The organism is Nocardia jiangxiensis NBRC 101359, assembly GCF_000308615.1.
Taxonomy (GTDB): Bacteria; Actinomycetota; Actinomycetes; order Mycobacteriales; family Mycobacteriaceae; genus Nocardia; species Nocardia jiangxiensis.
In genome coordinates this window covers 1-24,681 of the sequence record NZ_BAGB01000057.1, presented here as the reverse complement: position 1 = coordinate 24,681, position 24,681 = coordinate 1, and the positions used below count along the sequence as shown (strand labels likewise).

Below are 24,681 nucleotides of genomic sequence, written 5' to 3'. Positions count from 1 at the left end.
TGATGCGGACCCCAATCCGAACTAGCTTTGTTTCCCTCCGGAAGTCCTGGGTAGTCTAGTGGTCCCCTTGCGGGGGCACCGGATGCTCCCCGGTGCATATGGCGATGAACACCGACGGGTAGGGCGCGCCGCGTAGTGTGTCGGAGGTGCAGATCCATCCGCCGCCGCGGTATCGGGAGCGTCGCTCCCGGACGGTGCCGGGCGCGGCGGTGTGGGCCCGCACGATCGGCCCGGCCGAGGATGCTCCGGTCCTGCCGGACGGATGTATGGATCTGCTCTGGCTGCGCGGCCGACTGGTCGTCGCGGGCCCGGACACCCGCGGCTATCCGACCACCGCCCCGCCCGGAACGCGGGTCACCGGAATCCGGTTCTTCCCCGGCACCGCACCCGCACTGTTCGGCGTCCCGGCACGCGAACTGCTCGACCGGCGAGCCGATCTCGACGAGTTGTGGCGGCCCGCGCGGGTGCGTCCGCTGACCGAAATCCTTGCCGCGTCGACCGATCCGATGACCGAACTCGACCGGATCGCCGGAGATGTTGCCGCCGAAACCGATCCGGCCGATCCGGCGTTGCGCGTGGTGGTGCGGCGGCTGGGTGCGGGATCCTCGGTGGCCGCCGTCGCCGAGTCGCTGGGTCTGGGGGAGCGGCGACTGCATCGAATGTCGCTGTCCGCCTTCGGGTACGGACCCAAGATGCTGGGCCGGGTGCTGCGCCTGCAACGTGCGCTGGCTCTGGCCCGCCGGGGAGTCCCGTTCGCCGAGACCGCATTCCGCGCCGGATATGCCGATCAGGCCCATCTCGCGCGTGATGTTCGTGAACTGGCCGGGACGTCACTGGCCCGGTTGATCGTCCGGGATCGGTCCGCTCAGGTGAGCGGGGCGTAGAGGTCGACGCCGTTCCCGTCCGGATCCAGGACGGTGGCGTAGCGCTGGCCCCAGAACGCGTCGAACGGTTCGATCTCCCTGCGATATCCCGCCCCGGTGAGTTCGGCGAATACCTTGTCCACCTCGGCAATCCCGTCGCATTCGACCGCCAGCCCGATCCGGCCGGGCCGGCCCTGCCAGTTCGGGTGGAAGGAGCGGACGGTCTCCTCGGTGTCGATCATGAACTGCATGCCGCCCGGTAGCTGAGCCTGTACGTGGCCGCCGGTCGCCTCGCCGAACTCCACCCCCAGACGGCGGTAGAACCGCACGGTGGCAGCCAGATCCGCGGCGACGAGGCCGATCACATTCAGTCGAAGAGTCATGGCTCCGGACTCTATGGCGGTGATCGGGACTCGGTCTTGAACAAATCGGACACCGCGCCGAGCAGTACCCGACATAATGCGGACCGCTGCGCTCGCGGCGACTACTCTGCCAGGTAGCTATTTCCAGGAAGATTCTTCGGGGAAACAGTAGGCAGGAGGGGCATGGGGACTGATTCGACGCTATTGCACCGATTTGTGATTGCACGGCTTGTCGAAGCCGGGCTGGATCGTGACCGGCTGCTACGCGCGTGCGGGCTGCCCGATTGGGTGATGACCGGACCCGGCGCACATGTATCAAACGACCATTTCAGTCGACTCTGGGAAATCGCCGAGCAATGGCTCGACGATCCCGACGTGGCCCTGCACATCGCGAGCCGCTACGAGCTGTCGACCACGCGGCTCTACGACTACCTGTTCACCAGTGCACCAACGGTCGGCGCCGGGCTGGCGACCTGCGGGCCGTACGTCACCGCGGTCACCAGCAATCACCGCTTCGACCTGTTTCAGGAGAACGAGGAAGAGGCGACACTGTCGCTGGAGATGATCGAGGGCGATGGCCGGGCCCGTGAGCTGACTCAGCTCTGGGGACTGGTCGCCGTGCTGACCAGGGCTCGTGCCGTCGTGAACGCGCCGCTGGACCCGATCCGGGTGGCACTGCGGCAGTCCGCGCCGCGGAATCTGCGGGCCTTCCGGGAGGTATTCGGTTCGGGGGAGATCGAATTCGACGCGCAGATGGACGCGATGACGTTCCGGGCCGCCGATATGGATCTGCCGCTGACCACCGCCGATCCGGCGTTGGCCGAGGTGCTGCAACCGCTGGCGGCCACGCTGCCGCCACCGCCGCCGCTGGAACTGAGCTGGCCCGAACGGGTGGGCGCCGCACTGGCCGAGGCACTGGACCAGGGTGAGGTTTCGCTGGAACGGGTCGCTCGCCGACTGGCCACGAGTCCGCGCACGCTACAACGCAGGCTGACCGAATCCGGCACGACCTGGCGGCGCGAGCTGGATCGTGCCAGGCTCCACCGCGCTGCGGCCGCGGGCCCGGTGAGCCGCGCCCGGCAGGCGCAGTTGCTGGGATACGCGGACGCCGCCTCGGTACGTCGCGCTGCGCAGCGGTGGAACGTTGCGGCGCAAGCGCGTTCGTTCGTAGAAGCGGGGATTGTCACCGGATCCTAGAATCGCAGGTGGGTGGCGGCGATTCCCCAGAACGTGGTGCGTTCCAGGGAATCGAAGTCCCAGCTCTCCGCTATCGCGTGGGTTGCGGCGACGATCGCGGGTACGTCGAAATCGTCGCGGGTTGCGGTGCCCTTCGCCTCGAGAGCGGCCACGACGTAGGCCGTGGCGCTCTCGCTGGTGTGTTGGGACCCGGTGTGCTGCGGCAAGGCAATCTCCAATCGTCGAGATACGGACTGTCGATCACGAATAATCGGGACGTGAGCCCCAGTTTTGTGTGCTGACCAATTGCCTTGCTAGCCCGGAACACGCCACTTTCGGGCAAACGCGCCAAACTTCGGCCGGACACCGGATACCCGACGTGAAACTCGGATACACCAGCTGGAGCTGCCGGGTTGGAGACTATCGGAATCATGATCGGTACGGGGCGATTAGTCGAGTGTCGTTGTGCGAACGAGTTCTTCGTAACGGAATTCGGTGTCGATGCGTGCACCGGAGGCGTGTGCTGTCTGTTCGCGGTTCCGCAGTTCCACTCGCCGGATCTTGCCCGAGATGGTCTTGGGCAGTTCGGTGAACTCGAGCCGGCGCACCCGCAGATAGGGCGCGAGATGATCGCGCGCGTATTCCAGGATGGCGCGGGCGGTCTCGTCGTCGGCGGCCCATCCGGCGGCCAGCGTCACATAGGCTTTGGGCACTGCCAGCCGGGTGTCGTCGGGCTGCGGCACCACCGCGGCCTCCACCACCGCCGGATGTTCGATCAGCACGCTCTCCAGTTCGAAGGGGGAGACCTTGTAATCCGAGGATTTGAAGACGTCGTCGGTGCGGCCGATATAGGTGATGTAGCCGTCGGCGTCGCGGGTGGCGACATCGCCGGTGTGGTAGTAGCCCCCCGCCATCGCCGCGGCATTGCGTTCGGGGTCGTCCAGGTATCCGGTCATGAGATTGACCGGATCGGCGCTCAGATCGAGGCAGATCTCACCTTCGTCGGCGAGTTCGCCGGTGATCGGATCCACCAGCACCACAGGGACTCCCGGCACCGGACGCCCCATCGATCCGGGTTTGACCGGCTGGCCGGGGGTGTTGCCGACCTGCAGGGTGGTCTCGGTCTGGCCGAAGCCGTCCCGGATGGTCAGGCCCCACGCCTTCTGGACCTGCGCGATGACGTCGGGATTGAGTGGCTCACCCGCGCCGAGGATTTCGCGCAGCCCGGCCGGACGTTCGCCGAGGTCGGCCTGGATCAGCATGCGCCACACCGTCGGTGGCGCGCAGAAGGTGTTCACCCCGGCCCGGTGCAACTGGGCCAGCAGTGCCGCGGCGTCGAAACGCGCGTAGTTGTAGACGAAGATCGTCGCCTCGGCGATCCAGGGGGCGAACAAGCAGCTCCAGGCGTGTTTGGCCCAGCCGGGTGCGCTGATCGCCAGATGGACGTCGCCGGGGCGCACGCCGATCCAGTAGAGCGTGCTCAGATGTCCGACCGGATAGCTGGTCTGGTTGTGCCGCACCATCTTCGGCTTACTGGTGGTGCCGGAGGTGAAGTAGACCAGCAGTTCGTCGGTGACATCGGTGACCGCCCGGAACGGCCCCGCGCTCTCGACCGCCTCGGCCTCGGTGTAGGCGTGCCAGCCCGGTACCGGATCGCCGACCACGACCCGGGTGTAGTCGCCGTCCAGCTCGGCGAATTTCGTGGCGTCGGCGGTGTTGGCGATGACGAAACGCACTGCGCCACGGTTGATCCGGTCGCTCAGGTCGGTGGGGCCCAGCGCGGCGGTGGTCGGCATGATGACCGCGCCGAGTTTGGCCACGGCCAGCATCGCCTCCCAGAGTTCGACCTGATTGCCGAGCATCAGCAGCACCCGATCGCCCTTGCGCATACCGAGATTCGCGAACCAGGTCGCGACCCGATCCGAACGGCGGGACATCTCCTGGAAGGTGACCTTGCGTTCGCTGCCGTCCTCCTCCACGATCCACAGCGCGGTGCGGTCGTTGCCGTGCGCGATCACGTCGAACCAGTCGACGGCCCAGTTGAACTTCCCGGTCGGCCGAGGCCAGCGGAAGGTGCTCTGCGCGGTCTCGTAATCGGTTGCCGCACCGAGGAGTTGGTCGCGGCTCGCGCGATAGAGCGCGGTATTGGACGTGGGTTCGGGCCGGGTCACTGAGCCTCTCCTGTCGAGCCTGAGGTGGTGTCCGCCGAATCGGCGGTGAACAGTTGCGCGGAGATCTCCCGCATCTCGACCTTGCGGATCTTGCCGGTCACGGTCATCGGGAATTCCTCGACCAGATGCACGTAGCGGGGGATCTTGAAATGGGCGAGCTTGCCGGTGCAGAAATCGCGCAGCGCGGGAGCGTCCAATGATGTTGTGTCCTCGCGCATTCGGATCCAGGCGACCAATTCCTCACCGTATTTCGGATCGGGTATTCCGACGACCTGGGCGTCGAGGATATCCGGATGGGTGTAGAGGAATTCCTCGATCTCGCGGGGATAGATGTTCTCGCCGCCGCGGATCACCATATCCTTGATCCGGCCGGTGATCGCGACATATCCGTCCTCGTCCATCACCGCCAGATCGCCGGTGTGCATCCACCGTCCGGCATCGATGGCATCGGCGGTCCGTCCGGGATCGTTCCAGTAACCGAGCATGACCGAATAACCGCGGGTACAGAATTCGCCCTGTTCTCCGCGCGGCACCGTGAGACCCGTTGCAGGATCGATGATCTTGACTTCCAGATGCGGGCCGACCCGGCCGACGGTGGCGGTGCGCTGGGCCAGCGAATCGTCGCGTCGGGTCTGGGTGGATACCGGCGAGGTCTCGGTCATGCCGTAGCAGATGGAGACCTCGCTCATGCCCATCCGGTCGATGACCTGTTTCATGACTTCCATCGGGCACGGCGATCCGGCCATGATCCCGGTCCGCAGCGAGCTCAGATCGTAGGAGTCGAATCCGGGGTCGGCGAGTTCGGCGATGAACATCGTCGGCACGCCGTACAGCGACGTACAGCGTTCGGCCGCAACGGTATCCAGTGTCGCGGCCGGATCGAACGCGGCGGCGGGGATGACCATCGCCGCGCCGTGACTGGTCGCGGCCAGATTGCCCATCACCATGCCGAAGCAGTGGTAGAACGGCACCGGGATGCAGATCCGGTCCTCGGCGGTGTAGCCGCACAGCTCGCCGACGAAATAGCCGTTGTTCAGGATGTTGTGGTGTGAGAGCGTCGCGCCCTTGGGGAATCCGGTTGTGCCCGAGGTGTATTGGATGTTGATCGGATCGTCGGGGGACAGGTTCTCCTGTGCCGCGGCCAGTTCCGCGGGGTCCGCGGCCTCGCCCGCCGCCAGCAGCGCGGACCACTCGTCGGTCTCGAGCAGGATCACCTGCTCCAGGTCCGGGCATTCGGGCCGGGCCTGCTCGATCATTGCCGCGTAGTCGGATCCCTTGAACTCGGTCGCGGCGACCAGTAGCCGGATTCCGGCCTGCTGCAACACATATCGCAGTTCGTGCATCCGGTACGCGGGGTTGATGTTGACCAGGATCGCGCCCATCTTCGCGGTCGCGTACTGCACCAGCGTCCACTCCGCGCGATTGGGCGCCCAGATGCCCACCCGATCGCCCTTGCCGATGCCCGAGGCCAGCAGACCCGAGGCCAGTGCGTCGACCCGTGCGCCGAGTTCGCGATAGGTCCAGCGCGCTCCGGTGACGCGATCGACGAGCGCGTCACGGTCGCCGTAGGTCGCGATCGTGCGGTCCAGATTGTCGCCGATGGTATCGCCGAGTAATGGCGTGTCCCATGCTCCGTGTGTATAACTGGTCGGCCGAGCCAGGCCCATGCTCCCACTCACGGTTATAGGATCTAGGTCACAGTTGCCCCTCGCTACCCCCGGAAAGGGGTGCCCGCAATGAGTTCCGCCGATGTCCTGCGCCCGCGCGATTCCGATGCGTTGCGCGCGGAGTTACGGCAGGTCGCGGCGATGTCGGGGATGCCGGTGGTATTCGGCGGCCAGGTGCACGCCGGTGCGCTGGTGCTGACCGAGTTCCTGGGTACCCGGACCAGCGCGATGCGAGGTCTGGTGGTGTCCCCCTCCTCAGGAGTGGGCGGTGCGGCCTTCGCCAGTAAACGTCCGACTTCGGTCGCGGACTACCGGGCGGCCTCCACGATCACCCATCACTACGACGCGCCGGTGCTGACCGAGGGGCTGCGCGCGGTGGTCGGAATTCCGGTCGTGGTGGGCGGGGAGTCGCGTGCGGTGCTGTACGTCGCGAGTCGTGATGCCGGTCCGGTCGGTGACCGCGCGGCCGATCTGGCCATGGCGGCTGGGCGGCGCCTGTCGGTCGAGCTGGCGATCCGGGACGAGGTGGACCGGCGGCTGCGGCTGCGCGAGGCCGCGGTGCCCGCGCCCGGACCGGATGCGGTGCTCGCCGAGCAGTTGCGCGCCATTCACGCCGAGGTGCGGGGTATCGCGCAGACCGTCGGCGATGCCGTGACCCGCACCCGCTTGCGGGATCTGTCCGACCGGCTGGCCCGGCTCATGGCCGATCCCGGGATCCCGGACGAGGTACCCGCACTCGCGCCCCGTGAACTCGACGTACTCGCGCAGATCGCGCTGGGGTGTACCAATGCCGAAGCCGCGGAACGTCTTTCGGTCGGTCCGGAGACGGTGAAGAGTTATCTGCGCAGTGCCATGACCAAACTGTCGGCGCACACCCGGCACGAGGCCGTCGTGCGGGCGCGGCGGCACGGGCTGCTGCCCTGACCGGTCCGATCGACACGTCGCCCGGACACGTCGAAGCCGCCCCGGCCGAGATCGGCGAGGGCGGCTTCGCGCGTGAGAATCAGACCCGTGGTCCGGGGCTCAGCCCTGCGGCTCGATCAGCTGGATGTCCAGCTCGATGGCGATCTTGTCGCTCAGCATCGCGGCGGGCACGGCCGGGGCGACCTCGAAGTCCGAGCGCTTGAACGAACCGGTGGCGGAGAATCCGGCGTGGCGCTTGCCGTCGCCCTGGAACTCCTGCACGCCGCCCCACTCGACCTCGAGCGTGACCGGCTTGGTGACGCCACCGAGGGTGACATCGCCGGTGACCTCGAACTCCTCGGCCACCTGCACCGGCTCGGACGCCTTGAAGTGCAGGGTGGGGCGCTTCTCGACGTCGAGCAGGTCGGCGCTGCGCACGTGGTTGTCGCGGCCTTCGTTGCCGGTGTCGAAGGAGTCCAGGTGGATCGTGGCCTCGATGGTGGCGGTGCCGGACTCGTCGACGACGAAGCTGGTCTCGAAGTTGTTGAAACGTCCGCGTACCTTGGAAATGCCCAGGTGGCGGACGGTGAAGTTGACCGAGGAGTGGTTGGCGTCGAGCTCCCAGGCTCCGGTCGCGAGGGTCTGTTCGGAAGTCGTCATGTGCACCAGCCTTCCGGACCGTGGTCCGGTTATCCACACCGCCCTTATCCTGGTACTGGTAGGGCGCGGATAACGGGTCCGGGATGGTAGAGGATGGATGGCGTGTCGAGGTCCGAATTCGCCGAGTTTCTGATAGCGCGGCGTGCGCAGTTGCAACCCGAGGAAGTCGGGTTGCCGTCGGGGCGTCGCCGCCGCACGCCGGGCCTGCGTCGCGAGGAGGTCGCGGCGCTGGCGGGCGTGAGTGTGGACTATCTGGCCCGCCTCGAACAGGGACGGGACACCAATCCCTCGACCGCGGTCCTGGCCGCCCTGGCCGAGGCGCTGCGGCTGAACGAGGTCGAACGGCACCATTTCAGCAAGCTGGCGCTGGGGCTGGACCACCAGGTCGGCAGCTGTCCCGCCGACGGACGGGCGTTCGAGCGCGTCAGCGACACCGTGCAGGCGGTGCTGGACGCGATGCATCCGACCCCGGCCTTCGTCCTGGGCCGACGGCTCAACATTCTGGCCTGGAACGCCGCGTGGCGTGATTTCGCCGAGCCGCTCGGACTGCTCGACGCCTCGGTCGAGGGCAATCTCGCGCACTACCTGTTCGGCCATCCGGCGGCGGAGAAGTGGTGGACCGACTGGCCCGTGGCCGCCGACCTGATGACCTCGGCGCTGCGCGCGGCCCGCTCCCAATGGGCCGAGGACCCGCAGCTCACCGCGACCATCGAAGCGCTGCAACGCTTTCCGGAGTTCATGCGTCGCTGGCAGGAACATCGGGTGACCGATTACCGTTCGGCCACAGTGCATCTGAACCATCCGATTCGCGGTGAGGTCGAGGTCGAGATCGAAACCCTCGATCCCGCAGTGGATCAGAGCGTCATGGTGTGGTTGGTGGACCGGCGTCGGGTGCATGCGCCCGGACTGCGGCTGGTCAACGAGTAGTTCGCGGCCCGACCTGCTGCCGGGCCGCGAACCTGCGCGGCGCACTCAGCAGGGCGGTGCGATCAGACGTGCCGCGTTGGCCTCGTCGTCGTCGGCGGCGGCGTTGGCGGCCAGTTCGGCCTGCACTCGCTCCCGATAGCGGGCCAGCTCCTGAGCCTTCGTCGCCTCGTCCCAACCCAGATGTGCGGCAACGAGATCCGCCGCCACGGCCGCTGCGGCCAGGCCGCGGTCGGCCACCTCGATGGAGATGCGGGTGCGGCGGGTGAGGATGTCGTCCAGATGCAGTGCGCCCTCGTGGGTGACCGCGTACACCGCCTCCGCGCCGAGATATTCGGTGCCCGGCAGCAGCATGCCGAGTTCGGGTTCGCGATCGATCATGGCGAACAGCTCGGTGGCCAGGGAACCGTAGCGGGACACCAGGTGGGTGGCCGCGGCGACCGAGAGCCCGGCCCGCTGGGCGACGCTGTCGATGTCGTCTCGCAGTTCGTGATATCCGGCCGCGCCCAGGATCGGCAGATGCGCGGTCACCGAGGGCGCCACCCCGCGCCCGAATCCGGCCACCGCGGCGTCGATCACGTCGGCGGCCATCACCCGGTAGGTGGTGTACTTGCCGCCCGCGATCACGAACAGTCCCGGAACCGGTTCCGCCACAGCGTGTTCGCGCGAGAGCTTCGCGGTACTCGACGACGCCCCGGACAGCAGCGGCCGCAGACCGGCGTACGTTCCCACGATGTCGTTGTTCGAGAGTGGTTCGCGCAGTAGAGAATTGACGTGATCGAGGATGTACCGCACATCCGCCGCGCTGGCGACCGGATGATTCTTGTCCAGCGACCAGTCGGTGTCGGTGGTGCCGATGATCCAGTGCTCCCGCCACGGGATCACGAACAGCACACTCTTCTCGGTCTTCATGATCAGCCCGGTGTCCAGATCCAGCCGCTCGCGCGGCACCAGGATGTGCACGCCCTTGGACATCCGCACGTGGAACGGGAAGTCCACGCCGGTCATGGCATTCATCTCATCGGTCCACACGCCCGTCGCACTGATCACCCGCCGCGCGCGCACCGGATACTCGCGCCCGGACTCCCGATCGGTGACGATCGCGCCCACGACCCGCTCCCCCTCACGGAGCAGGCCGGTCACCTTCGCCCGGGTCAGCACGGTCGCGCCGTGCCGGGCCGCGGTGCGCGCCAACGTCATCGTGTGTCGTGCGTCGTCGACCTGTGCGTCGAAGTAGCGGATCGCGCCGACCATCGCGTCCTCGCGCAGCGCGGGAGCCAATTCCAGTGCGCGCGAACGACTCAGGTGCCGGTGCATGGGCAATGCCCGTGCCCCGCCCAGGGTGTCGTACAGCGCGACGCCCGCGCCGATGTACGGCCGCTCCCAATGATGTTGCAGCGGAAACAGGAACGACACCGGATGCACCAGGTGCGGGGCCAGCGTGTTCAGCAGCAGACCCCGTTCCCGCAACGCCTCCCGCACCAGCGCGAAATCGAACTGTTCGAGATAGCGCAGACCCCCGTGGATGAGTTTGCTGGAGCGGCTCGACGTTCCGGCCGCGAAGTCCCGGGCCTCGACCAGCACGGTGGTCAGCCCGCGTGAGGCGGCGTCGAGGGCGGCTCCGGCACCGACCACGCCGCCGCCGATGACGAGTACATCCACCTCGTCCTCGCCGAGTGAGGCGAGTGCTTCGGCGCGATAGGTGGGGTCCAGATGTGCGGGCACGGCCGTATCTCTCCTTGTTCCAGAGGTTTTCGATGATCGGGCCCGGACGAGCCGGGCCCGGGTCGTTCACTCGTCGAGGTCGATCCAGTTCAGGGTCCGCTCGACGGCCTTCTTCCAACGCGCGTAACCGCGCTCGCGCTCCTGTTCGCCCAGGGCGGGCTCCCAGCGCTTGTCCTCCTGCCAGTTCTGTTCGAGTTCGTCTGTGCTGCGCCAGAATCCGACCGCCAGGCCCGCAGCGTACGCGGCGCCCAGGGCGGTGGTCTCGGCGACGACCGGCCGCGAGACCGGCACACCCAGGAAATCGGCCTGGATCTGCATGCACAGCTCGTTGGCGGTGACGCCGCCGTCCACCCGCAGCACGTCGAGTTCCACGCCCGAATCGGCCTGCATGGCGGCCACCACGTCGCGGGTCTGATAGCAGATCGACTCGAGCGTCGCGCGGGCCAGATGCGCGTTGGTGCTGTACCGGGACAGGCCGACGATCACACCGCGCGCGTCCGAGCGCCAGTAGGGCGCGAACAGTCCGGAGAACGCGGGCACGAAGTACACCCCGCCGTTGTCCTGCACCTGCGCGGCGAGCGATTCACTCTGTGCCGCACCGGAGATGATGCCCAGCTGATCGCGCAGCCACTGCACCGCCGAACCGGTGACCGCGATCGATCCCTCCAGCGCGTACACCGGTTTCTGATCGCCGAACTGGTACGCGACGGTGGTGAGCAGCCCGTGCTTGGACCGCACCACCTCCTCGCCGGTGTTCAACAGCAGGAAATTGCCTGTGCCGTAGGTGTTCTTGGCCTCGCCGGGCCGGAAGCAGACCTGTCCGACGGTCGCGGCCTGCTGATCGCCGAGCACACCGGCCAGCGGGACCTCGCCGTGGAACGGACCGTTGGCGAGGGTCTTGCCGAACAGTCCGGGATTCGAGGACGGCACGATATCGGGCAGCATCGCGCGCGGAATTCCGAAGATGGACAACAGTTCCGGGTCCCAGTCCAGTGTCTCGAGGTCCATCAGCATGGTGCGGCTGGCGTTGGTGGGGTCGGTCAGGTGCGCACCGCCGTCGACGCCGCCGGTGAGATTCCAGATCAGCCAGCTGTCGGTGGTGCCGAACAGCGCCTCGCCGCGCTCGGCGTCCTCGGCCACCCCGGGCACGTTGTCCAGGATCCAGCGCAGCTTGCCGCCGGAGAAGTAGGTGGCCGGCGGCAGTCCGGCCTTGCGGCGGATGGTCTCACCGTGCCCGGCCCGCTCGAGTTCCGCGGCGATCTTGTCGGTGCGGGTGTCCTGCCAGACGATGGCGTTGCAGTACGGGCGGCCGGTGCGCCGATTCCACACGACGGTGGTCTCGCGCTGATTGGTCACCCCGACCGCGGCCAGGTCCGCGGCGGTGAGATTCGCCTTGGTGAGCGTGGTCTCGATGACGGCGCGGGTGCGTTCCCAGATCTCGGTGGGATTGTGCTCGACCCAGCCCGCCTGCGGCAGGATCTGCTCGTGCTCGAGCTGATGACGGGCGATCTCGTTGCCGCCGTGATCGAACACCATGAAACGGGTGCTCGTGGTGCCCTGGTCGATGGCTCCGACGAACTTGCTCATCGCGGTCCTTTCGAAAGAATGTGCTGGAGAAGGAGTTCAGACGTCTGTAATCGCATCTTGCGGCGATGGCAAGGGCCAGGGCCGGGAATCGCGCGAACTACAGCACCAGATGAGCGATCAGTCCGGCCAGCGCGCCGCCGACCAGCGGACCCAGCACCGGAACCCACGCATAGGACCAGTCGGAGTTCTTGCGCTGCGGCTGCGCCGGGGCGGTCTGTCGTTCGGCCTGCTCCCGCGCGGCGGCGCCCTCGCCCGCCCCGACTGTGACCGCGACGCGTTCGGGTTCGGCCGTCGCGGTGGAATTCATCGGCAGCAGCGCGTGCGCGATGCGCGGGCCCAGGTCGCGGGCCGGGTTGATGGCGTATCCGGTGGGACCGCCCAGCGAAGCGCCGATACCGACCACCAGCAGTGCGACCGCTGCCGGGCCCAGGCCGGTGGGGGTGTGCCCGAAGGCCAGCACGACGAAGACCAGCACGAAGGTGGCGATGACCTCGGTCAGGAAGTTCCAGCCGTAAGAGCGGATCTCCGGTCCGGTGGAGAACACCGCGAGCTTCTTGGCCCCGTCGGTCTCGGCGTCGAAGTGCCGCTTGTAGGCCAGATAGGCCGCGCACGCGCCGAGGATTGCACCGATCATCTGTCCGAGCAGATACGCGACGGTATTGCCGAGGGTGATCGGAATACCTGTCGCGTACTCGTGCGCGCCGCTGAACGCGATGCCGACGGTGACCGCCGGATTGAGATGCGCGCCGGTCTTGTAGGCGGCGTACACACCGGCGAAGACACCCAGTCCCCAGCCGAAGTTGATCAGCAGCCAGCCGCCGTCGAATCCCTTGGATTTGGTCAGCAGCACATTTGCCACGACACCGGCGCCGAGCAGGATCAGAAGTCCTGTGCCGAACGCCTCACTGACGAATATCGAGCCGAAGTTCACCGTTGAGCCTCCGTGATGAGCCACCGGTCGCCACTGCGACCGCACCGGCAAACGGTACGAATCGCCCGCGAACAGGGGAATCGGTAGCGTTCGACAATGCTGAACGGGCGGGCTGGTGACGCCCGGTTCGGGTGGTTAGGTTGCTTCCGGCTGGGAGGACTGCATGGTGCAGGTCACATATGGTGGCGGTGATGTCGTCGGTCGATCACCCAGCGTTCGACATTGTCGAATCGGAACTTTCCAGATAGGTTTCCGCCATGCCCGGTCCGATCCAATCGATCGAACGGGCGGCCGCAATTCTGCGACTGCTCGCCCGCGGCTCCGGCCGTCTCGGCGTCGGCGATATCGCTGCCGCACTCGATCTAGCCAAACCCACCGCCCACGGCATCCTGCGCACCCTGCAGGGCGTCGGCTTCGTCGAGCAGGAGGCGGCGACCGGCAAATACCGGCTGGGTGCGGCGGTGCGACAGCTCGGCACGGTCGGGATCGATGCCAACGAACTGCGTTCCTGGTCCATCAACTGGGCGGACTCGCTGGCCTCGCGCAGCGGTGAGGAAGTGCGAGTCGGTGTGTGGACCGACGGCGGCGTGCTGGTGGTGCACCACGTCTTCCGGCCGGACAATTCCGAACAGGCCCTGCAGGTCGGCGAGCGACTGCCCCCGCACGCCACCGCGCTGGGCAAGGTGCTGCTCGCCGCCGAACCCGACCTCGCTCATGCGGTGCGGCGCGGCGACCTGACCTCGCTGACACACCGCACCCTCACCGATCGCGCCGCGCTCACCCGCACACTGACCGAGGTACGGCGGAACGGCTGGGCGGGGTCGGTCGAGGAGTTCCGGCCCGGTGAGGCCGGTATCGCCGCACCCATCCGCGCGCACGGCGGGCTGGTCATCGGCGCGATCGGCATCGCCGGACCCGTCGATCGGGTGTGCGGCGCACAGCTGCGACATCGCCCGCCGCTGATCGCGCTGGTGCGTGATGCCGCCCACGCCATATCCCGCGATCTGGCCGCAGGCCATTGACCCCGCCCCGGTACCGAGCCGGAAAGTTCGAAACGCCGATGAGAGAGCTGGGCGGATGACACAACGTTACGTGTTGGCGATCGACCAGGGCACGACCTCGACTCGTTGCATCCTGTTCGATCAGCGAGCGCAGCTGGCCGGAGTGGCCCAGCGCGAACATCAGCAGTACTACCCGAGGCCCGGATGGGTCGAACAGGATGCGATGGAGATCTGGCGCAATGTCGACCGGATCGTGCCGCAGGTGCTGCGCAATGCCGGCGTCGGCGTGGAACAGATTGCGGCACTGGGGATCGCGAATCAGCGGGAGACCAGCGTCGTCTGGGATCGGCGCACCGGCAACCCGATCGGGCATGCGATCGTCTGGCAGGACGTGCGCACCGAGGAGCTGGTCGCCGAATTCGAGAAACGTCCTGGCGCGCAACGAATCCGGCAACTGTGCGGACTTCCGCTGGCCACCTACTTCGCCGCGCCGCGGCTGCGCTGGATGCTCGACACCACCCCCGGCCTGCGCGAGCGGGCCGAACGCGGCGAGGTGCTGTTCGGCACCATGGAGACCTGGCTGATCTGGAATCTGACCGGCGGCGTCGACGGCGGCGAACACGTCACCGACGTCACCAACGCCAGCCGCACCCTGCTGATGAACCTGGCAAGCCTGAGCTGGGATCCGGAACTGCTGGAATTCTTCGGCATTCCCGCGGCGATGCTGCCCCGGATCCAGCCCTCGACCGCCTCCTACGGGACCACCCGGCGGGTGGTGCCGGGGATCCGGATCGCCGCAGCACTGGGTGATCAGCATGCCGCGTTGTTCGGCCAAACCTGTTTCGCCCGTGGGGAAACCAAGTGCACCTACGGCACCGGCGGATTCCTGATGATGAACACCGGCGGCGAACTCGTGCAGTCCACGCACGGGCTGCTGACCACCATCGGCTATCAGATCGATCGGGACCCGGTCTACGCGCTGGAGGGGCCGATCGCGGTGACCGGCTCACTGGTGCAATGGATCCGGGACAACATCGGTCTGGTCGCCAGCGCGCCGGAGATCGAAACCCTCGCTCGCACAGTGGAAGACAACGGCGGTTGCTGTATCGTCCCGGCGTTCTCGGGGCTGTACGCGCCGCATTGGCGCAGTGACGCAAGAGGTTTGGTGATCGGCCTCACCTCCTACATCACCAAGGGGCATCTGGCGCGGGCGGTACTCGAGGCGACCGCCTGGCAGACCCGCGACGTGGTCGACGCGATGAACGCCGATTCCGGATTGCAGGCCGCGACCCTGCGCGTGGACGGCGGGATGACCTCGAACAATCTGCTGATGCAGATGGTCGCCGATTTCCTGGGCATTCCGGTGATGCGCCCGTTCGTCCCCGAGACCGTATCCCTCGGCGCGGCCTATGCCGCGGGCCTGGCCGTCGGCTACTGGCCGGACCTGCAGGGACTGCGCAACAACTGGCGTCCCGCGGGGCGCTGGGCCCCGCGGATGGACCCCGCGCACCGGGAGGAGCAGTACGACGACTGGAAGCGCGCGGTGCAGCTGAGCTTCGGCTGGGCCCGCCGCCGGACGCACGGTGTGCCCGCCGAGCGGTGAACCAGGCCCGGTCGGGAACGAATCGACACTCTGGCACGGCGCGTAAGGCGAGGTGAACGTCATTTTCGGTTAGTGTTCGGCTATTGCGGGGGGAGCATGTGAATCGGCCCCTACCGAATACCGGAGGTACTGATGACGAGCATTCTCAGCGGTGTCCCTGTCATATCGACGCTGGCCGCACCCGTGGTGATACTGCCGGATGCGCGCGCGGTCATCGATCCCGGTGTGGTGGGGGCGGTCGCGGCCCAGGCGGCCCGGGAGATCACCGGGGTATGCGCCGATGTGCGGGTCGAGGCCAGGATCGCCCGGGGCGCGGTGGAGCTGAGTATGCGGCTGTCGGTCCGTTATCCGATGCCGGTCTGGCAGGTGAGCACGGCGTGCCGGAACCACGTCACCGAACGTGTGCGTAGTCGGTTCGACCTTCCGGTGCATCGCCTGGAGATCGAGATGCGCGGGCTGGTGGAGCTATGAGACGGCGGCCACGCCGGGCTCTGCCCGCGGGTGTGCTGGCCGTCGCATTGCTGGCGGCCTGTGTGGCCGCCGTCGGTCCGCTCATCCAACATCTCACCGGTGCAAGGGAATTCGTGCCCTATGGCCGCATTGTCGCCCGGCTGCACGGGACCGCCTGGGACGACCGGTGGGTGGCGGTCGTCGCCATCGTCGCCATCGTCGCCGGACTCGCACTGCTGATGTTGGCGATCCTGCCCGGACGCGCGGTCGTCCTGCCTCTGGTCGGTGACGACGGATTCACCGCGGGTGTCGCTCGTCGGGGTCTGCGCGGTGCGCTACAGGATGCCGCGCAATCCGTGGAGGGCGTGCGCTCGGCGCGAGTTCGGCTGCGGCGCAGGAAGGTTCGCATCAAGATCCGCACCGCATACGTCCACGCAGCGGGGCTGAGTGAGCGTGTCGGCACGGCCGTGGACGAACGCATGACCCGGATCGGTCCGGATCCGGCGCCGCGCGTCGTGGTGGTGGCCCGGCGAGGAAGCGGATCGGGTGGTCAGCGTGCTGACGGCGCGGTGCTGGGCGGCGATCCGATCGCGGTCGCCGGATCGGAGCAGGCAGTGGGGCGGCCCGGATGACGCGGGCGATGACGACTCGTCATGGTGCGGCTCGGCTGAACCGGACGTTGCTCGCGGTGTTCGGTCTGGCGTTGATCTCGGTGGGCGGTTATGCGCTGGCCGCGCACTTCGGCCGACTCGGGTGGGTCGGACCTCGCTCGGGCCTGATCCCGGATGCCAGGCCGCCCGGCTGGATGTTGTGGGCGATCGCGGGCGTCGGTTGCCTGGTCGCGCTCGGCTGCGTGTGGTGGGCGATCGCGCAGCTGCCCCGGAAGTCGCGTTCGGTCCGATGGCGTGCGCGCGCAAGGGATTCCGCGGATACCGTCGCACTCGACACGGCGGTCGCGTGCGCCCCGGTGTCCACCGATATCGAGTCGTACGACGGGGTGCGCAGTGCCGCGGCCCGGTTGTCCGGCCCGGGGAGCGGGCCCGGTCTGCATCTGGTCGTGACGGCGGCCCCCGACGCCGACGTCGCGGCCCTGCGCGATCGGATCCGCACGCATGCCGTGCCCCGGCTGCGGCAGGCTCTCGAGCTCGAGGAACTGCCCGTCGAGATGGAATTGCGCCTGGCGCGCGAGCGGTCTCGCTGATCGCGATCAGTCGATCGGGCCCAGCACCCGATTCACATACGGATTGCTGAAGCGCCCCTTCGGGTCCAGGCGGCGGCGGACCTGCTGGAATCGCTCCCATTCCGGATACCGCTCGCGCAGCGTGTCCGCGGTCTGGAAGTGCCGTTTACCCCAGTGCGGGCGGCCCTGGTAACGATCGAAAATCGCCTCGCAGGCACGGAAGTACGGTTCGTACTCCATGCCGTGGTACTGGTGCACGGCGATGTAGCAGGTCTCCCGCCCGCCCGCGGGGGACAGGTACGCATCATCCGGGGCGACCCAGCGCACCTCGATCGGCATCGGGCTGGCGAACCGCCGGGACACCTCCTTGATCTCGCGAATGGCATCGACCGAATGTTCGCGCGGCACTGCGTATTCCATCTCGGTGAAACGAAACAGCCTGGGGGAGGCGAAGACCCGATAGGACCGGTCCACCTGGCGACGGTACGAACCGGCGTACGCGGCCGCGCGCTGCACCCACGGAATCAGTTGCGGCCGAATGCGACACAGCCGGGCCAGCGCGTCGAAGGTGTGGTTGGACAGCAGGATGTCGGCGAACCAGTCCACCGGTTTGGCGCGCGGCTGCTCGGGCAGCTCGACCCGGTTGTTGCGCTTGGTCATCGCGATCGGGCTGTGCGCGAACATGTAGAACTCGAAATGTTCGTTGCCGTCGACGAATTCGTCCAGATCGGCGAGCACGTCGTCCAGTGGTAGCGGGCGTTCGACGCCCTCGAGTACGAATGCGGGCACCAACGCCAAAGTGACCGCGGTGACCACGCCGAGCGCGCCCACATTGACCCGCGCCGCGCGCCAGCCTTCGGGGTCGGTCTTCTCGCTGAACTCCACCCGGCTGCCGTCGCCGAGGACCAATTCCGCCGAATGCAGTGCGGCGGAGATGTTCTGCAGCCGAGCTCCGGTGCCGTGGGTCGCGGTCGCGGTCGCGCCCGCGATGGTCTGCACATCGATGTCGCCGAGGTTCGGAAATGCCAACCCCAGCGGATGCAGTGCGGTGCTGAGCGCGTTGAGCGTCGCCCCGGCCTCGACCCGCACCAGGCCGCTCGACCGGTCGACCTCCAGAATCCGATCCATCCTGTCGAGCCGCAACAACGTGCCATCGGTGAGCACTGTGTCGGTGAACGAGTGTCCCGCACCCGCGACCCGTACGGTCCGCCCCGCGTCCCCCGCGCTGCGAACCAGTTCGGCGACCTCATCGGCCGAACCGGGCGTAGCGATCACATTCGGCGCACACCGTTGGTCGCCTGCCCAGTTCACCCACGAGTTGGTCACGCGTCCAACTTTAGGGGATGGGTGTGCGGCACGCCACTTCGGTACCCCTGCCAGCACTGTTCGTGCTCAGGGGCGCATGCGGAGTCGATCGGATGGGCCCGTCCACCGTCGTTCGGCCGGGCCTCGTATCGGTCTGGTGCGAGTCCGTTTCGCTTCCACTCGATGCGACCGGGATGTCGCGCGCAGGTCGGCTGCGACTACTTCTTGTTGCGCGGGGGGAAGCAGGCGGCCTTGGCGCGGTCGATCGCTTCGTCGTCCAGCGGGGGGATGGTCAGCGGGTCACGCGGGACGCAGTCGGCTCGCACTCCGTCGAGCACGATGGTCATATAGCGCCGCCAGACCTCCGGATCGACCGGGCGCGCGAAGGCCGCGATCGTCTCGACCATGCTGACCAGGACGAAGAAGTCCGAGGGCGCGATGCCCTCGCGCAGGACCCCGGCGGCACGGGCACGCTCGATCAGGCGCTCGATCGCGGGCTTGATCCGCTCGCGCACCCAGGCGAAGCGCGCCTGCGCATCGGGGATCTCGAGCATCACCTCGCCGAAGCCGCGGTTCTGGGCCATGTGCTGGCAGGCGTACTCGAACACCTCGGTCAACCCCGCCCAGGGATCCGGATTGCGGTTGGCCGTCTCGACCATCTCCGCCATCTCCGCGATGTTGTGCTCGAAGACCTCGACGATCAGTTCCTGCTTGTTCGCGAACCGCCGGTAGACCGTGCCCACGCCGACGCCCGCCGCCTCGGCCACGTCGTCGAGGGTGACCTCGAGTCCGCGCTCGGCGAACAGTCTGCGCGCGGCCTCGAGGATGCGTTGCTGATTACGGGCGGCGTCGGCGCGCAGGCGTCGCGGTGGTGCAGCGGTAGTGGCGGGGTTCACGGGGTCATATTACCAAGATCCGGGATTAAGTGGAGGCAATACCTCCGTTATTGTGATAGCTTTCCTGCGAAGCGGAGGAACCTCCTCCGCATACGGCATCGGACAAGGGGACCCATGACCACCTCGATAGATCTGCAGAAAGACCGGGCGACATCGTCGTCCCGGCGCGACCGCGGCGCGAACCGCCGCGGTCCGCACGCCCTGCGCTGGTGGGTGCTCGCCGTTCTCGGCGTCGCCCAGTTGATGGTCGTTCTCGACGCTACCGTCGTGAACATCGCGCTGCCCGCCGCGCAGCACGATCTCGGCTTCTCCAATGCCGATCGGCAATGGGTCGTCACCGGCTACGCGCTCGCGTTCGGCAGCCTGCTGCTACTCGGCGGGCGACTGAGTGACCTGTTCGGACGCCGGACGACGTTCATCGTCGGCCTCGTCGGCTTCGCCGTCGCCTCCGCGATCGGCGGTGCGGCGAACGGTTTCGTGATGCTCGTCGCAGCTCGCGTCGCACAGGGCGCTTTCGGCGCACTGCTGGCTCCCGCCGCCCTGGCTCTGCTGACCGTGACGTTCACCGAGGCGTCCGAACGAGCCAAGGCATTCGGCATCTTCGGTGCGGTCGCCGGAACCGGTGGCGCACTGGGTCTGCTGCTCGGCGGCGCGCTCACCGAGTGGGCGTCGTGGCGCTGGGTGATGTACGTCAACCTGGTCTTCGCCGCCATCGCGCTGATCGGCGCGGTCGCACTGCTGGCCAAGCACGTCACCACCGAGCGGCCGAAGCTGGACATCCCCGGCACGGTCACGGTGACCGCCGCGTTGTTCGGCATCGTCTACGGCTTCTCGCACGCGGAATCGCACGGCTGGACCAACGGTCTCACCCTGACCTTCCTGATCGGCGGCGTCGTGCTGCTGGGTGTGTTCGCCTGGCTGGAAACGCGGGTGTCGAACCCGTTGCTGCCCTTGCGGATCGTGCTCGACCGCACCCGCGGCGGGTCCTACCTGACCATCTTCGTGATGGGCATCGGGATGTTCGCGATCTTCCTGTTCCTGACCTACTACATGCAGTTGACGCTGAACTACTCGCCGATCATGACCGGCGTGGCGTTCCTGCCGATGGTGGCCGCGATGATCGCCTCCTCCACGACCGTCCCGTCCCTGGTGCTGCCCAGGATCGGGCCGAAACTGGTGGTCAGCAGCGGATTCCTGATCGCCGCGGTGGGTATGGCGTGGTTGACGCAGATCGGTCTGCACACCGGATACGCCTCGCACATCCTGCCGCCGCTGATCCTGCTGGGCCTGGGCCTCGGTGGCGCGATGTCCACCGCGTTCCAGAGCGCCACGGCCGGAGTGCACCACGAGGACGCGGGCGTCGCCTCGGCGACCATCAACACCAGTCAGCAGGTCGGCGGCTCGATCGGCACCGCACTGCTGAGCACCATCGCCGCCTCGGCCGCCTCGGACTACCTGACGAACCGTCAGCCCACCCCGCTGAACGTCGCGCAGTCGTTGATCGAGAGCTACACCACCAGCTTCTGGTGGGCCGCCGGGATCTTCCTGGCCGGCGCCGCGGTCATGCTGGCCCTGATGCCGAACACCGCACCCGCCCCGGCGGAAGGTGAGCCCGTCATCGTCCACTGATCCGAATTCCCTTTCCGGACAATGCCGTCCGCCCAGCGCCCGCCTGCACCACGCAGGCGGGCGTTGTTTTCGGCCTCCGCTCCGGCGTGTTCGCCGCCCCTCGAGTCTCGCCGCTCGGCCCCGTGTCGGGTAATCGTTCCTCGCACCCGCCACGCGTCCGAGCGGCGAGTGCGAGAGTCGGGAAGCGCCGCAACAGACTTCCGAAACCGGCGCGCATATCCACCCGCGCCGGCTGCGCGCCGAGGCACTGGTGGATGGAGAATTCGGCGATGTCCGAGAAGTGCGGTTGCCCTGTGGTAGCCGTGGGGGCGGCCTCGACGGGATCGGCATGCGGACCGAATATCGCGATCCGGAGCGCCCGAATCGAACCATCACTCCGAATCTGCTGAAAGAACCTCCCGCTAGGGAGCGTGCGGCAGCCGCCGGTCACCCGTTGCTGCCGACCGAGCCGATCGGCGGCGATCGCTGACAGTTAGCATGATCCGACGATCATCGGACCGGGGTAGGCGATTTCCCGGTGGCGCGAGGCCGCCGCGGGGTGCCCCGGGAGAACTGTTGTGACGTCGCGTGCGGTGCCTTTCGGACGGTTCGGGCGGCTGCGCGCCGACGAGGGCACGATGGATGGCACAAGGCGGTGCGAGGGACGGTGCGATGACACAGGGCTCGGAGCAACCGGGTACGCGGGCACGAGGATTGGGGGTATGCGATGAGTGAGGTACCGAGGGACCCCGTCGTGGAGATCTTGACGGAAGCCGATGCCTGGCAGCCCGATCCGCGATGGCGGGCCGCTGCCCGGCTCACCGTGCTGCTCGGTGAGGATGATCACTGGAAGCACCGGCCCCGCTATCACGAGATCGTCCGGCGCGCCCGCGACGCGGGCCTGGCCGGGGCCAGCGTGTGGCGCGGCATGGAGGGTTACGGGGTCTCCTCCCGCATCCACACCACCCGGCTGCTGGATCTGGCCGAGAACCTGCCGGTCATGGTGATGATCATCGACGACTCCGAACGACTGCGCGAATTCGTCTCCGGCAACGCGGAACTGTTCGACATCGGCACCGTCGCGTTGTCTCCGGTGCAGGTGTGGACCGGCACCCCCGGGAGCCGCCCGTGACGTCCGACGGCCCCCAACCCTGCGGTCCGAATACCCCGGTTCCGGTGGATCGTGCGAACCCCGCGCGATTCGCTACGGTAGAACGTCTGGGCACGGCGGCCGCCGCCGGAGCGATTCTCGCAGAGTGGGTGTGGCCGTGATCCTGATGACCAGCCGGGCGCAGGCGACACGGAAAGGAGGCCCGACCATGGCCCACGATCGAGCCGGACGACCGGCGCGGGCCACCGATCTGGAGGATCTGCCACATCTCGTGACGGCCTACTACGCGCGCATTCCCGATCCGTCGGATCCTGCGCAGCTGGTCCAGTTCGGTACGTCGGGACACCGTGGGTCGAGCCTGGACTGCGCGTTCAACGAGGCCCACATCCTCGCCATCACCCAGGCGATCGTGGAATACCGTGCCACCCGCGGCATCACGGGTCCGGTCTATCTGGCGCGCGATACGCACGCGCTGTCCGAACCCGCCTGGACCACCGCGCTCGAGGTGCTCGCCGCCAACGAGGTCACCGCGATCATCGACGCCCGCGATCGCTACACGCCCACGCCGGTGCTCAGTCACGCAGTGCTGCGGCACAATCAGGGCGGCGCGCGGCATCAGGCCGACGGCATCGTGGTCACCCCCTCGCACAACCCGCCCCGCGACGGTGGCTTCAAATACAATCCGCCGCACGGCGGCCCGGCCGACACGGTCGCCACCGACGCCATCGCCGATCGCGCGAACGAACTGCTGCGCGGCGGCCTGGTCGGCGTCAAGCGCACCACGTTGCAGCATGCGTTGATGACCGGCGTCGAGCGGTACGACTACCTCGACCACTACATCGCCGATCTGCCGAACGTGTTGAACCTGGACGCGATTCGCGGCGCGGGCATCCGCCTGGGCGCGGATCCGATGGGCGGCGCCAGTGTCGACTACTGGGAGGAGATCGGGCAGCGGTACGACCTCGAGATCGAGGTGGTCAACCCGTTCGTCGACCCGACCTGGCGGTTCATGACGCTCGATGCGGACGGTCAGATCCGGATGGATCCGTCCTCGCGCTATGCGATGGCCTCACTGGTCGCCATCCGCGACGACTACGACATCTCCACCGGTAACGACGCCGACGCGGACCGGCACGGCGTGGTGACACCCGATGCGGGACTGATGAATCCGAACCACTACCTCGCGGTGGCGATCGAATACCTGATCGCCAACCGAATGGGCTGGGATGCGCTGACCAAGATCGGCAAGACCGCGGTGACCTCCTCGATGATCGATCGGGTGGTGAGCGTGCTGGGGCGTCAGGTGCACGAGGTGCCGGTCGGATTCAAATGGTTCGTGCCCGGATTGTTCAGCGGCTCACTGGCTTTCGGCGGTGAGGAGAGTGCCGGCGCATCCTTCCTGCGGCACGACGGCACCGTGTGGACCACGGACAAGGACGGCATCCTGCTGGCCCTGCTGGCCGCGGAGATCACCGCGGTCACCGGCCAGAGCCCCTCGGCTCGCTACGCCGAACTCGAAAAGCGTTACGGCTCACCCGCTTACGCGCGCATCGATGCCGCCGCCACCGCTTCGCAGAAGTCCCGGCTGGCCGCCCTGACCCCCGACGACATCACCGCCACCGAGGTCGCCGGGGAGGAGATCACCGCCATCCAGACCCGGGCCCGAGGGAACGGCGCGGCGCTGGGCGGTGTCAAGGTCAGCACCGAGAACGCCTGGTTCGCCGCCCGTCCCTCGGGCACCGAGGACAAATACAAGATCTACGCCGAATCCTTCGAGGGCCCAGAACATCTCGCTCAGGTGCAGGCGGCGGCGGAAGAGGTCGTGGGCCGGGCGTTGACCGCGGATTGAGCGGGTCGCGGCTCAGTATTCGCCGCGTTTGCGGGGCCAGCCGGAGAAGTCGGTGCCGCGGCCCAGGGGCGCTCGGTCCAGGAGTTGCCAGGTGGCGTTGAGCGCGTCGGTGCCGCGGTCGTAGGTCGAGTAGGTGTGGTAGACGACGCCGTCCCGCACGGCGAAGCAGCTCAGCGCCATCAGCTCCATCATGTCGAGCATATTTCCCGGCGGGCGGTGTTCGGCCGTGGTGCGCATGATCTCGAAGAAGTCCTCGTTGAAACCGCTCTCACCCGAGGAGACCCATTCGATGTCCCAGCCGAAACGCTGTTTGTAGGCGTTCAATGTCGCCAAGGGGGAGCGGGAGGCCAGGATGAACGTCACGTCGTGGTGGGCCAGATGCGGGACCGCACCGACCAGGTTGTCGGTTTCGAAGGTGCATCCCGGGCAGCCCTCCGGAGTTTTCGGACCGTGCATGAAATGCCGGATGATCAGCTGGGATCGGCCGTCGAACAGCTCGGCGAGGGTCTTCTCACCGGCATCGGTCTCGAACCGGTACTCCTTGGTGACCGGCACCCACGGCAGCGCCTGACGCTGCCGGGCCAGCGCGTCCGAGCGCCGGGTCAGTTCCTTCTCCTGCGCACGCAGATCCTCGTACGCCGCGCGCCACTGTTCCCGTGTGCCGATGTCGTGTACGGGCATGATGCTCCCTTCCGAGTGATTCTCCTGC

23 protein-coding genes are annotated in these 24,681 nt (G+C 67.6%); 12 read left to right on the top strand and 11 right to left on the bottom strand.

Features of this window, described 5'->3' with window-relative positions; genetic code table 11:
- The first annotated feature begins 146 nt into the window (after positions 1-146).
- A complete protein-coding gene (locus ON40_RS25505) occupies positions 147-884 on the top strand; it encodes a helix-turn-helix domain-containing protein (protein WP_245567987.1) in 738 nt (245 codons plus the stop codon).
- On the opposite strand, the gene ON40_RS25500 is transcribed toward ON40_RS25505, so the two are convergent.
- Positions 866-1,246, bottom strand: a complete 381-nt coding sequence (locus tag ON40_RS25500; RefSeq protein ID WP_040826911.1) for a VOC family protein — start codon at positions 1,244-1,246, stop codon at positions 866-868. The two genes, ON40_RS25505 and ON40_RS25500, sit on opposite strands and share 19 nt — an antisense overlap.
- Positions 1,247-1,441: 195 nt before the next feature.
- Between ON40_RS25500 and ON40_RS25495 the strand changes: the two genes are divergently transcribed.
- Positions 1,442-2,422, top strand: coding sequence for an AraC family transcriptional regulator ligand-binding domain-containing protein (locus ON40_RS25495; RefSeq protein ID WP_245567986.1), 981 nt, complete (start codon positions 1,442-1,444; stop codon positions 2,420-2,422).
- Here the strand turns inward: ON40_RS25495 and ON40_RS25490 are convergent.
- From ON40_RS25490 to ON40_RS25480, 3 genes are all read right to left on the bottom strand, one after another.
- Complete coding sequence (locus tag ON40_RS25490) at positions 2,419-2,628, bottom strand: hypothetical protein (protein WP_051193550.1); 210 nt, start codon at positions 2,626-2,628, stop codon at positions 2,419-2,421. The genes ON40_RS25495 and ON40_RS25490 overlap by 4 nt on opposite strands.
- Positions 2,629-2,850: 222 nt before the next feature.
- Positions 2,851-4,572 carry an AMP-binding protein gene (locus tag ON40_RS25485; RefSeq protein WP_040826909.1) on the bottom strand — a complete coding sequence of 574 codons (1,722 nt, stop codon included), beginning with the start codon at positions 4,570-4,572 and terminating at the stop codon, positions 2,851-2,853.
- Entirely contained in the window at positions 4,569-6,239 is a 1,671-nt protein-coding gene (locus ON40_RS25480) for an AMP-binding protein (protein WP_051193546.1), read from the bottom strand. The genes ON40_RS25485 and ON40_RS25480 overlap by 4 nt, the downstream gene beginning before the upstream one ends.
- A gap of 69 nt (positions 6,240-6,308) precedes the next feature.
- Here ON40_RS25480 and ON40_RS25475 point away from each other — a divergent pair, with 69 nt between their 5' ends.
- Positions 6,309-7,163: a helix-turn-helix transcriptional regulator gene (locus ON40_RS25475; protein ID WP_040826905.1), complete on the top strand. Its 855-nt coding sequence runs from the start codon at positions 6,309-6,311 to the stop codon at positions 7,161-7,163.
- A 99-nt stretch (positions 7,164-7,262) separates the two neighbouring features.
- On the opposite strand, the gene ON40_RS25470 is transcribed toward ON40_RS25475, so the two are convergent.
- On the bottom strand, positions 7,263-7,802 hold the full coding sequence (locus tag ON40_RS25470) for a YceI family protein (protein ID WP_040826903.1): 540 nt from the start codon (positions 7,800-7,802) through the stop codon (positions 7,263-7,265).
- Between the two features lie 93 nt (positions 7,803-7,895).
- Here ON40_RS25470 and ON40_RS25465 point away from each other — a divergent pair, with 93 nt between their 5' ends.
- The gene (locus ON40_RS25465) at positions 7,896-8,729 is read left to right on the top strand and encodes an MmyB family transcriptional regulator (protein ID WP_040826901.1); all 834 of its coding nucleotides are present in this window, start codon (positions 7,896-7,898) and stop codon (positions 8,727-8,729) included.
- 45 nt (positions 8,730-8,774) lie between these two features.
- Here the strand turns inward: ON40_RS25465 and ON40_RS25460 are convergent, their stop codons facing one another.
- The 3 genes from ON40_RS25460 to ON40_RS25450 form a co-directional block, all read right to left on the bottom strand.
- The gene (locus tag ON40_RS25460) at positions 8,775-10,451 is read right to left on the bottom strand and encodes a glycerol-3-phosphate dehydrogenase/oxidase (protein ID WP_040826900.1); all 1,677 of its coding nucleotides are present in this window, start codon (positions 10,449-10,451) and stop codon (positions 8,775-8,777) included.
- A gap of 66 nt (positions 10,452-10,517) precedes the next feature.
- Positions 10,518-12,038, bottom strand: a complete 1,521-nt coding sequence (glpK, locus tag ON40_RS25455) for a glycerol kinase GlpK (protein ID WP_040826898.1) — start codon at positions 12,036-12,038, stop codon at positions 10,518-10,520.
- Between the two features lie 97 nt (positions 12,039-12,135).
- Positions 12,136-12,969: an MIP/aquaporin family protein gene (locus ON40_RS25450; protein ID WP_040826896.1), complete on the bottom strand. Its 834-nt coding sequence runs from the start codon at positions 12,967-12,969 to the stop codon at positions 12,136-12,138.
- Positions 12,970-13,226: 257 nt separating this feature from the next.
- On the opposite strand from ON40_RS25450, the gene ON40_RS25445 reads away from it, so the two are divergent.
- The 5 genes from ON40_RS25445 to ON40_RS25425 all read left to right on the top strand — a co-directional run bounded on the left by ON40_RS25445 (position 13,227) and on the right by ON40_RS25425 (position 17,224).
- Positions 13,227-13,991: an IclR family transcriptional regulator gene (locus ON40_RS25445; protein WP_040826894.1), complete on the top strand. Its 765-nt coding sequence runs from the start codon at positions 13,227-13,229 to the stop codon at positions 13,989-13,991.
- 55 nt (positions 13,992-14,046) lie between these two features.
- Positions 14,047-15,573, top strand: a complete 1,527-nt coding sequence (glpK, locus tag ON40_RS25440; RefSeq protein WP_040826892.1) for a glycerol kinase GlpK — start codon at positions 14,047-14,049, stop codon at positions 15,571-15,573.
- Positions 15,574-15,705: 132 nt separating this feature from the next.
- Positions 15,706-16,044, top strand: coding sequence for a hypothetical protein (locus tag ON40_RS25435; protein WP_051193545.1), 339 nt, complete (start codon positions 15,706-15,708; stop codon positions 16,042-16,044).
- Positions 16,041-16,655, top strand: a complete 615-nt coding sequence (locus tag ON40_RS25430; protein ID WP_063713086.1) for a DUF6286 domain-containing protein — start codon at positions 16,041-16,043, stop codon at positions 16,653-16,655. Before ON40_RS25435 ends, ON40_RS25430 begins: the two co-directional genes overlap by 4 nt.
- Before the next feature lie 8 nt (positions 16,656-16,663).
- Complete coding sequence (locus tag ON40_RS25425) at positions 16,664-17,224, top strand: Asp23/Gls24 family envelope stress response protein (RefSeq protein WP_040826926.1); 561 nt, start codon at positions 16,664-16,666, stop codon at positions 17,222-17,224.
- A gap of 6 nt (positions 17,225-17,230) precedes the next feature.
- Here the strand turns inward: ON40_RS25425 and ON40_RS25420 are convergent, their stop codons facing one another.
- On the bottom strand, positions 17,231-18,529 hold the full coding sequence (locus ON40_RS25420; RefSeq protein WP_040826890.1) for a D-arabinono-1,4-lactone oxidase: 1,299 nt from the start codon (positions 18,527-18,529) through the stop codon (positions 17,231-17,233).
- Positions 18,530-18,726: 197 nt separating this feature from the next.
- Complete coding sequence (locus ON40_RS25415; protein WP_040826888.1) at positions 18,727-19,404, bottom strand: TetR/AcrR family transcriptional regulator; 678 nt, start codon at positions 19,402-19,404, stop codon at positions 18,727-18,729.
- Between the two features lie 114 nt (positions 19,405-19,518).
- Between ON40_RS25415 and ON40_RS25410 the strand changes: the two genes are divergently transcribed.
- The 3 genes from ON40_RS25410 (at position 19,519) to pgm (ending at position 23,972) form a co-directional block, all read left to right on the top strand.
- Entirely contained in the window at positions 19,519-21,033 is a 1,515-nt protein-coding gene (locus ON40_RS25410) for an MFS transporter (protein ID WP_040826886.1), read from the top strand.
- A 706-nt stretch (positions 21,034-21,739) separates the two neighbouring features.
- Complete coding sequence (locus tag ON40_RS25405) at positions 21,740-22,144, top strand: DUF190 domain-containing protein (protein WP_083895917.1); 405 nt, start codon at positions 21,740-21,742, stop codon at positions 22,142-22,144.
- Positions 22,145-22,331: 187 nt separating this feature from the next.
- Complete coding sequence (gene pgm, locus ON40_RS25400; RefSeq protein WP_040826923.1) at positions 22,332-23,972, top strand: phosphoglucomutase (alpha-D-glucose-1,6-bisphosphate-dependent); 1,641 nt, start codon at positions 22,332-22,334, stop codon at positions 23,970-23,972.
- A gap of 12 nt (positions 23,973-23,984) precedes the next feature.
- Here pgm and ON40_RS25395 read toward each other — a convergent pair.
- The coding region (locus tag ON40_RS25395; RefSeq protein ID WP_306305398.1) for a DUF899 domain-containing protein at positions 23,985-24,681 on the bottom strand (697 nt) is incomplete at its 5' end.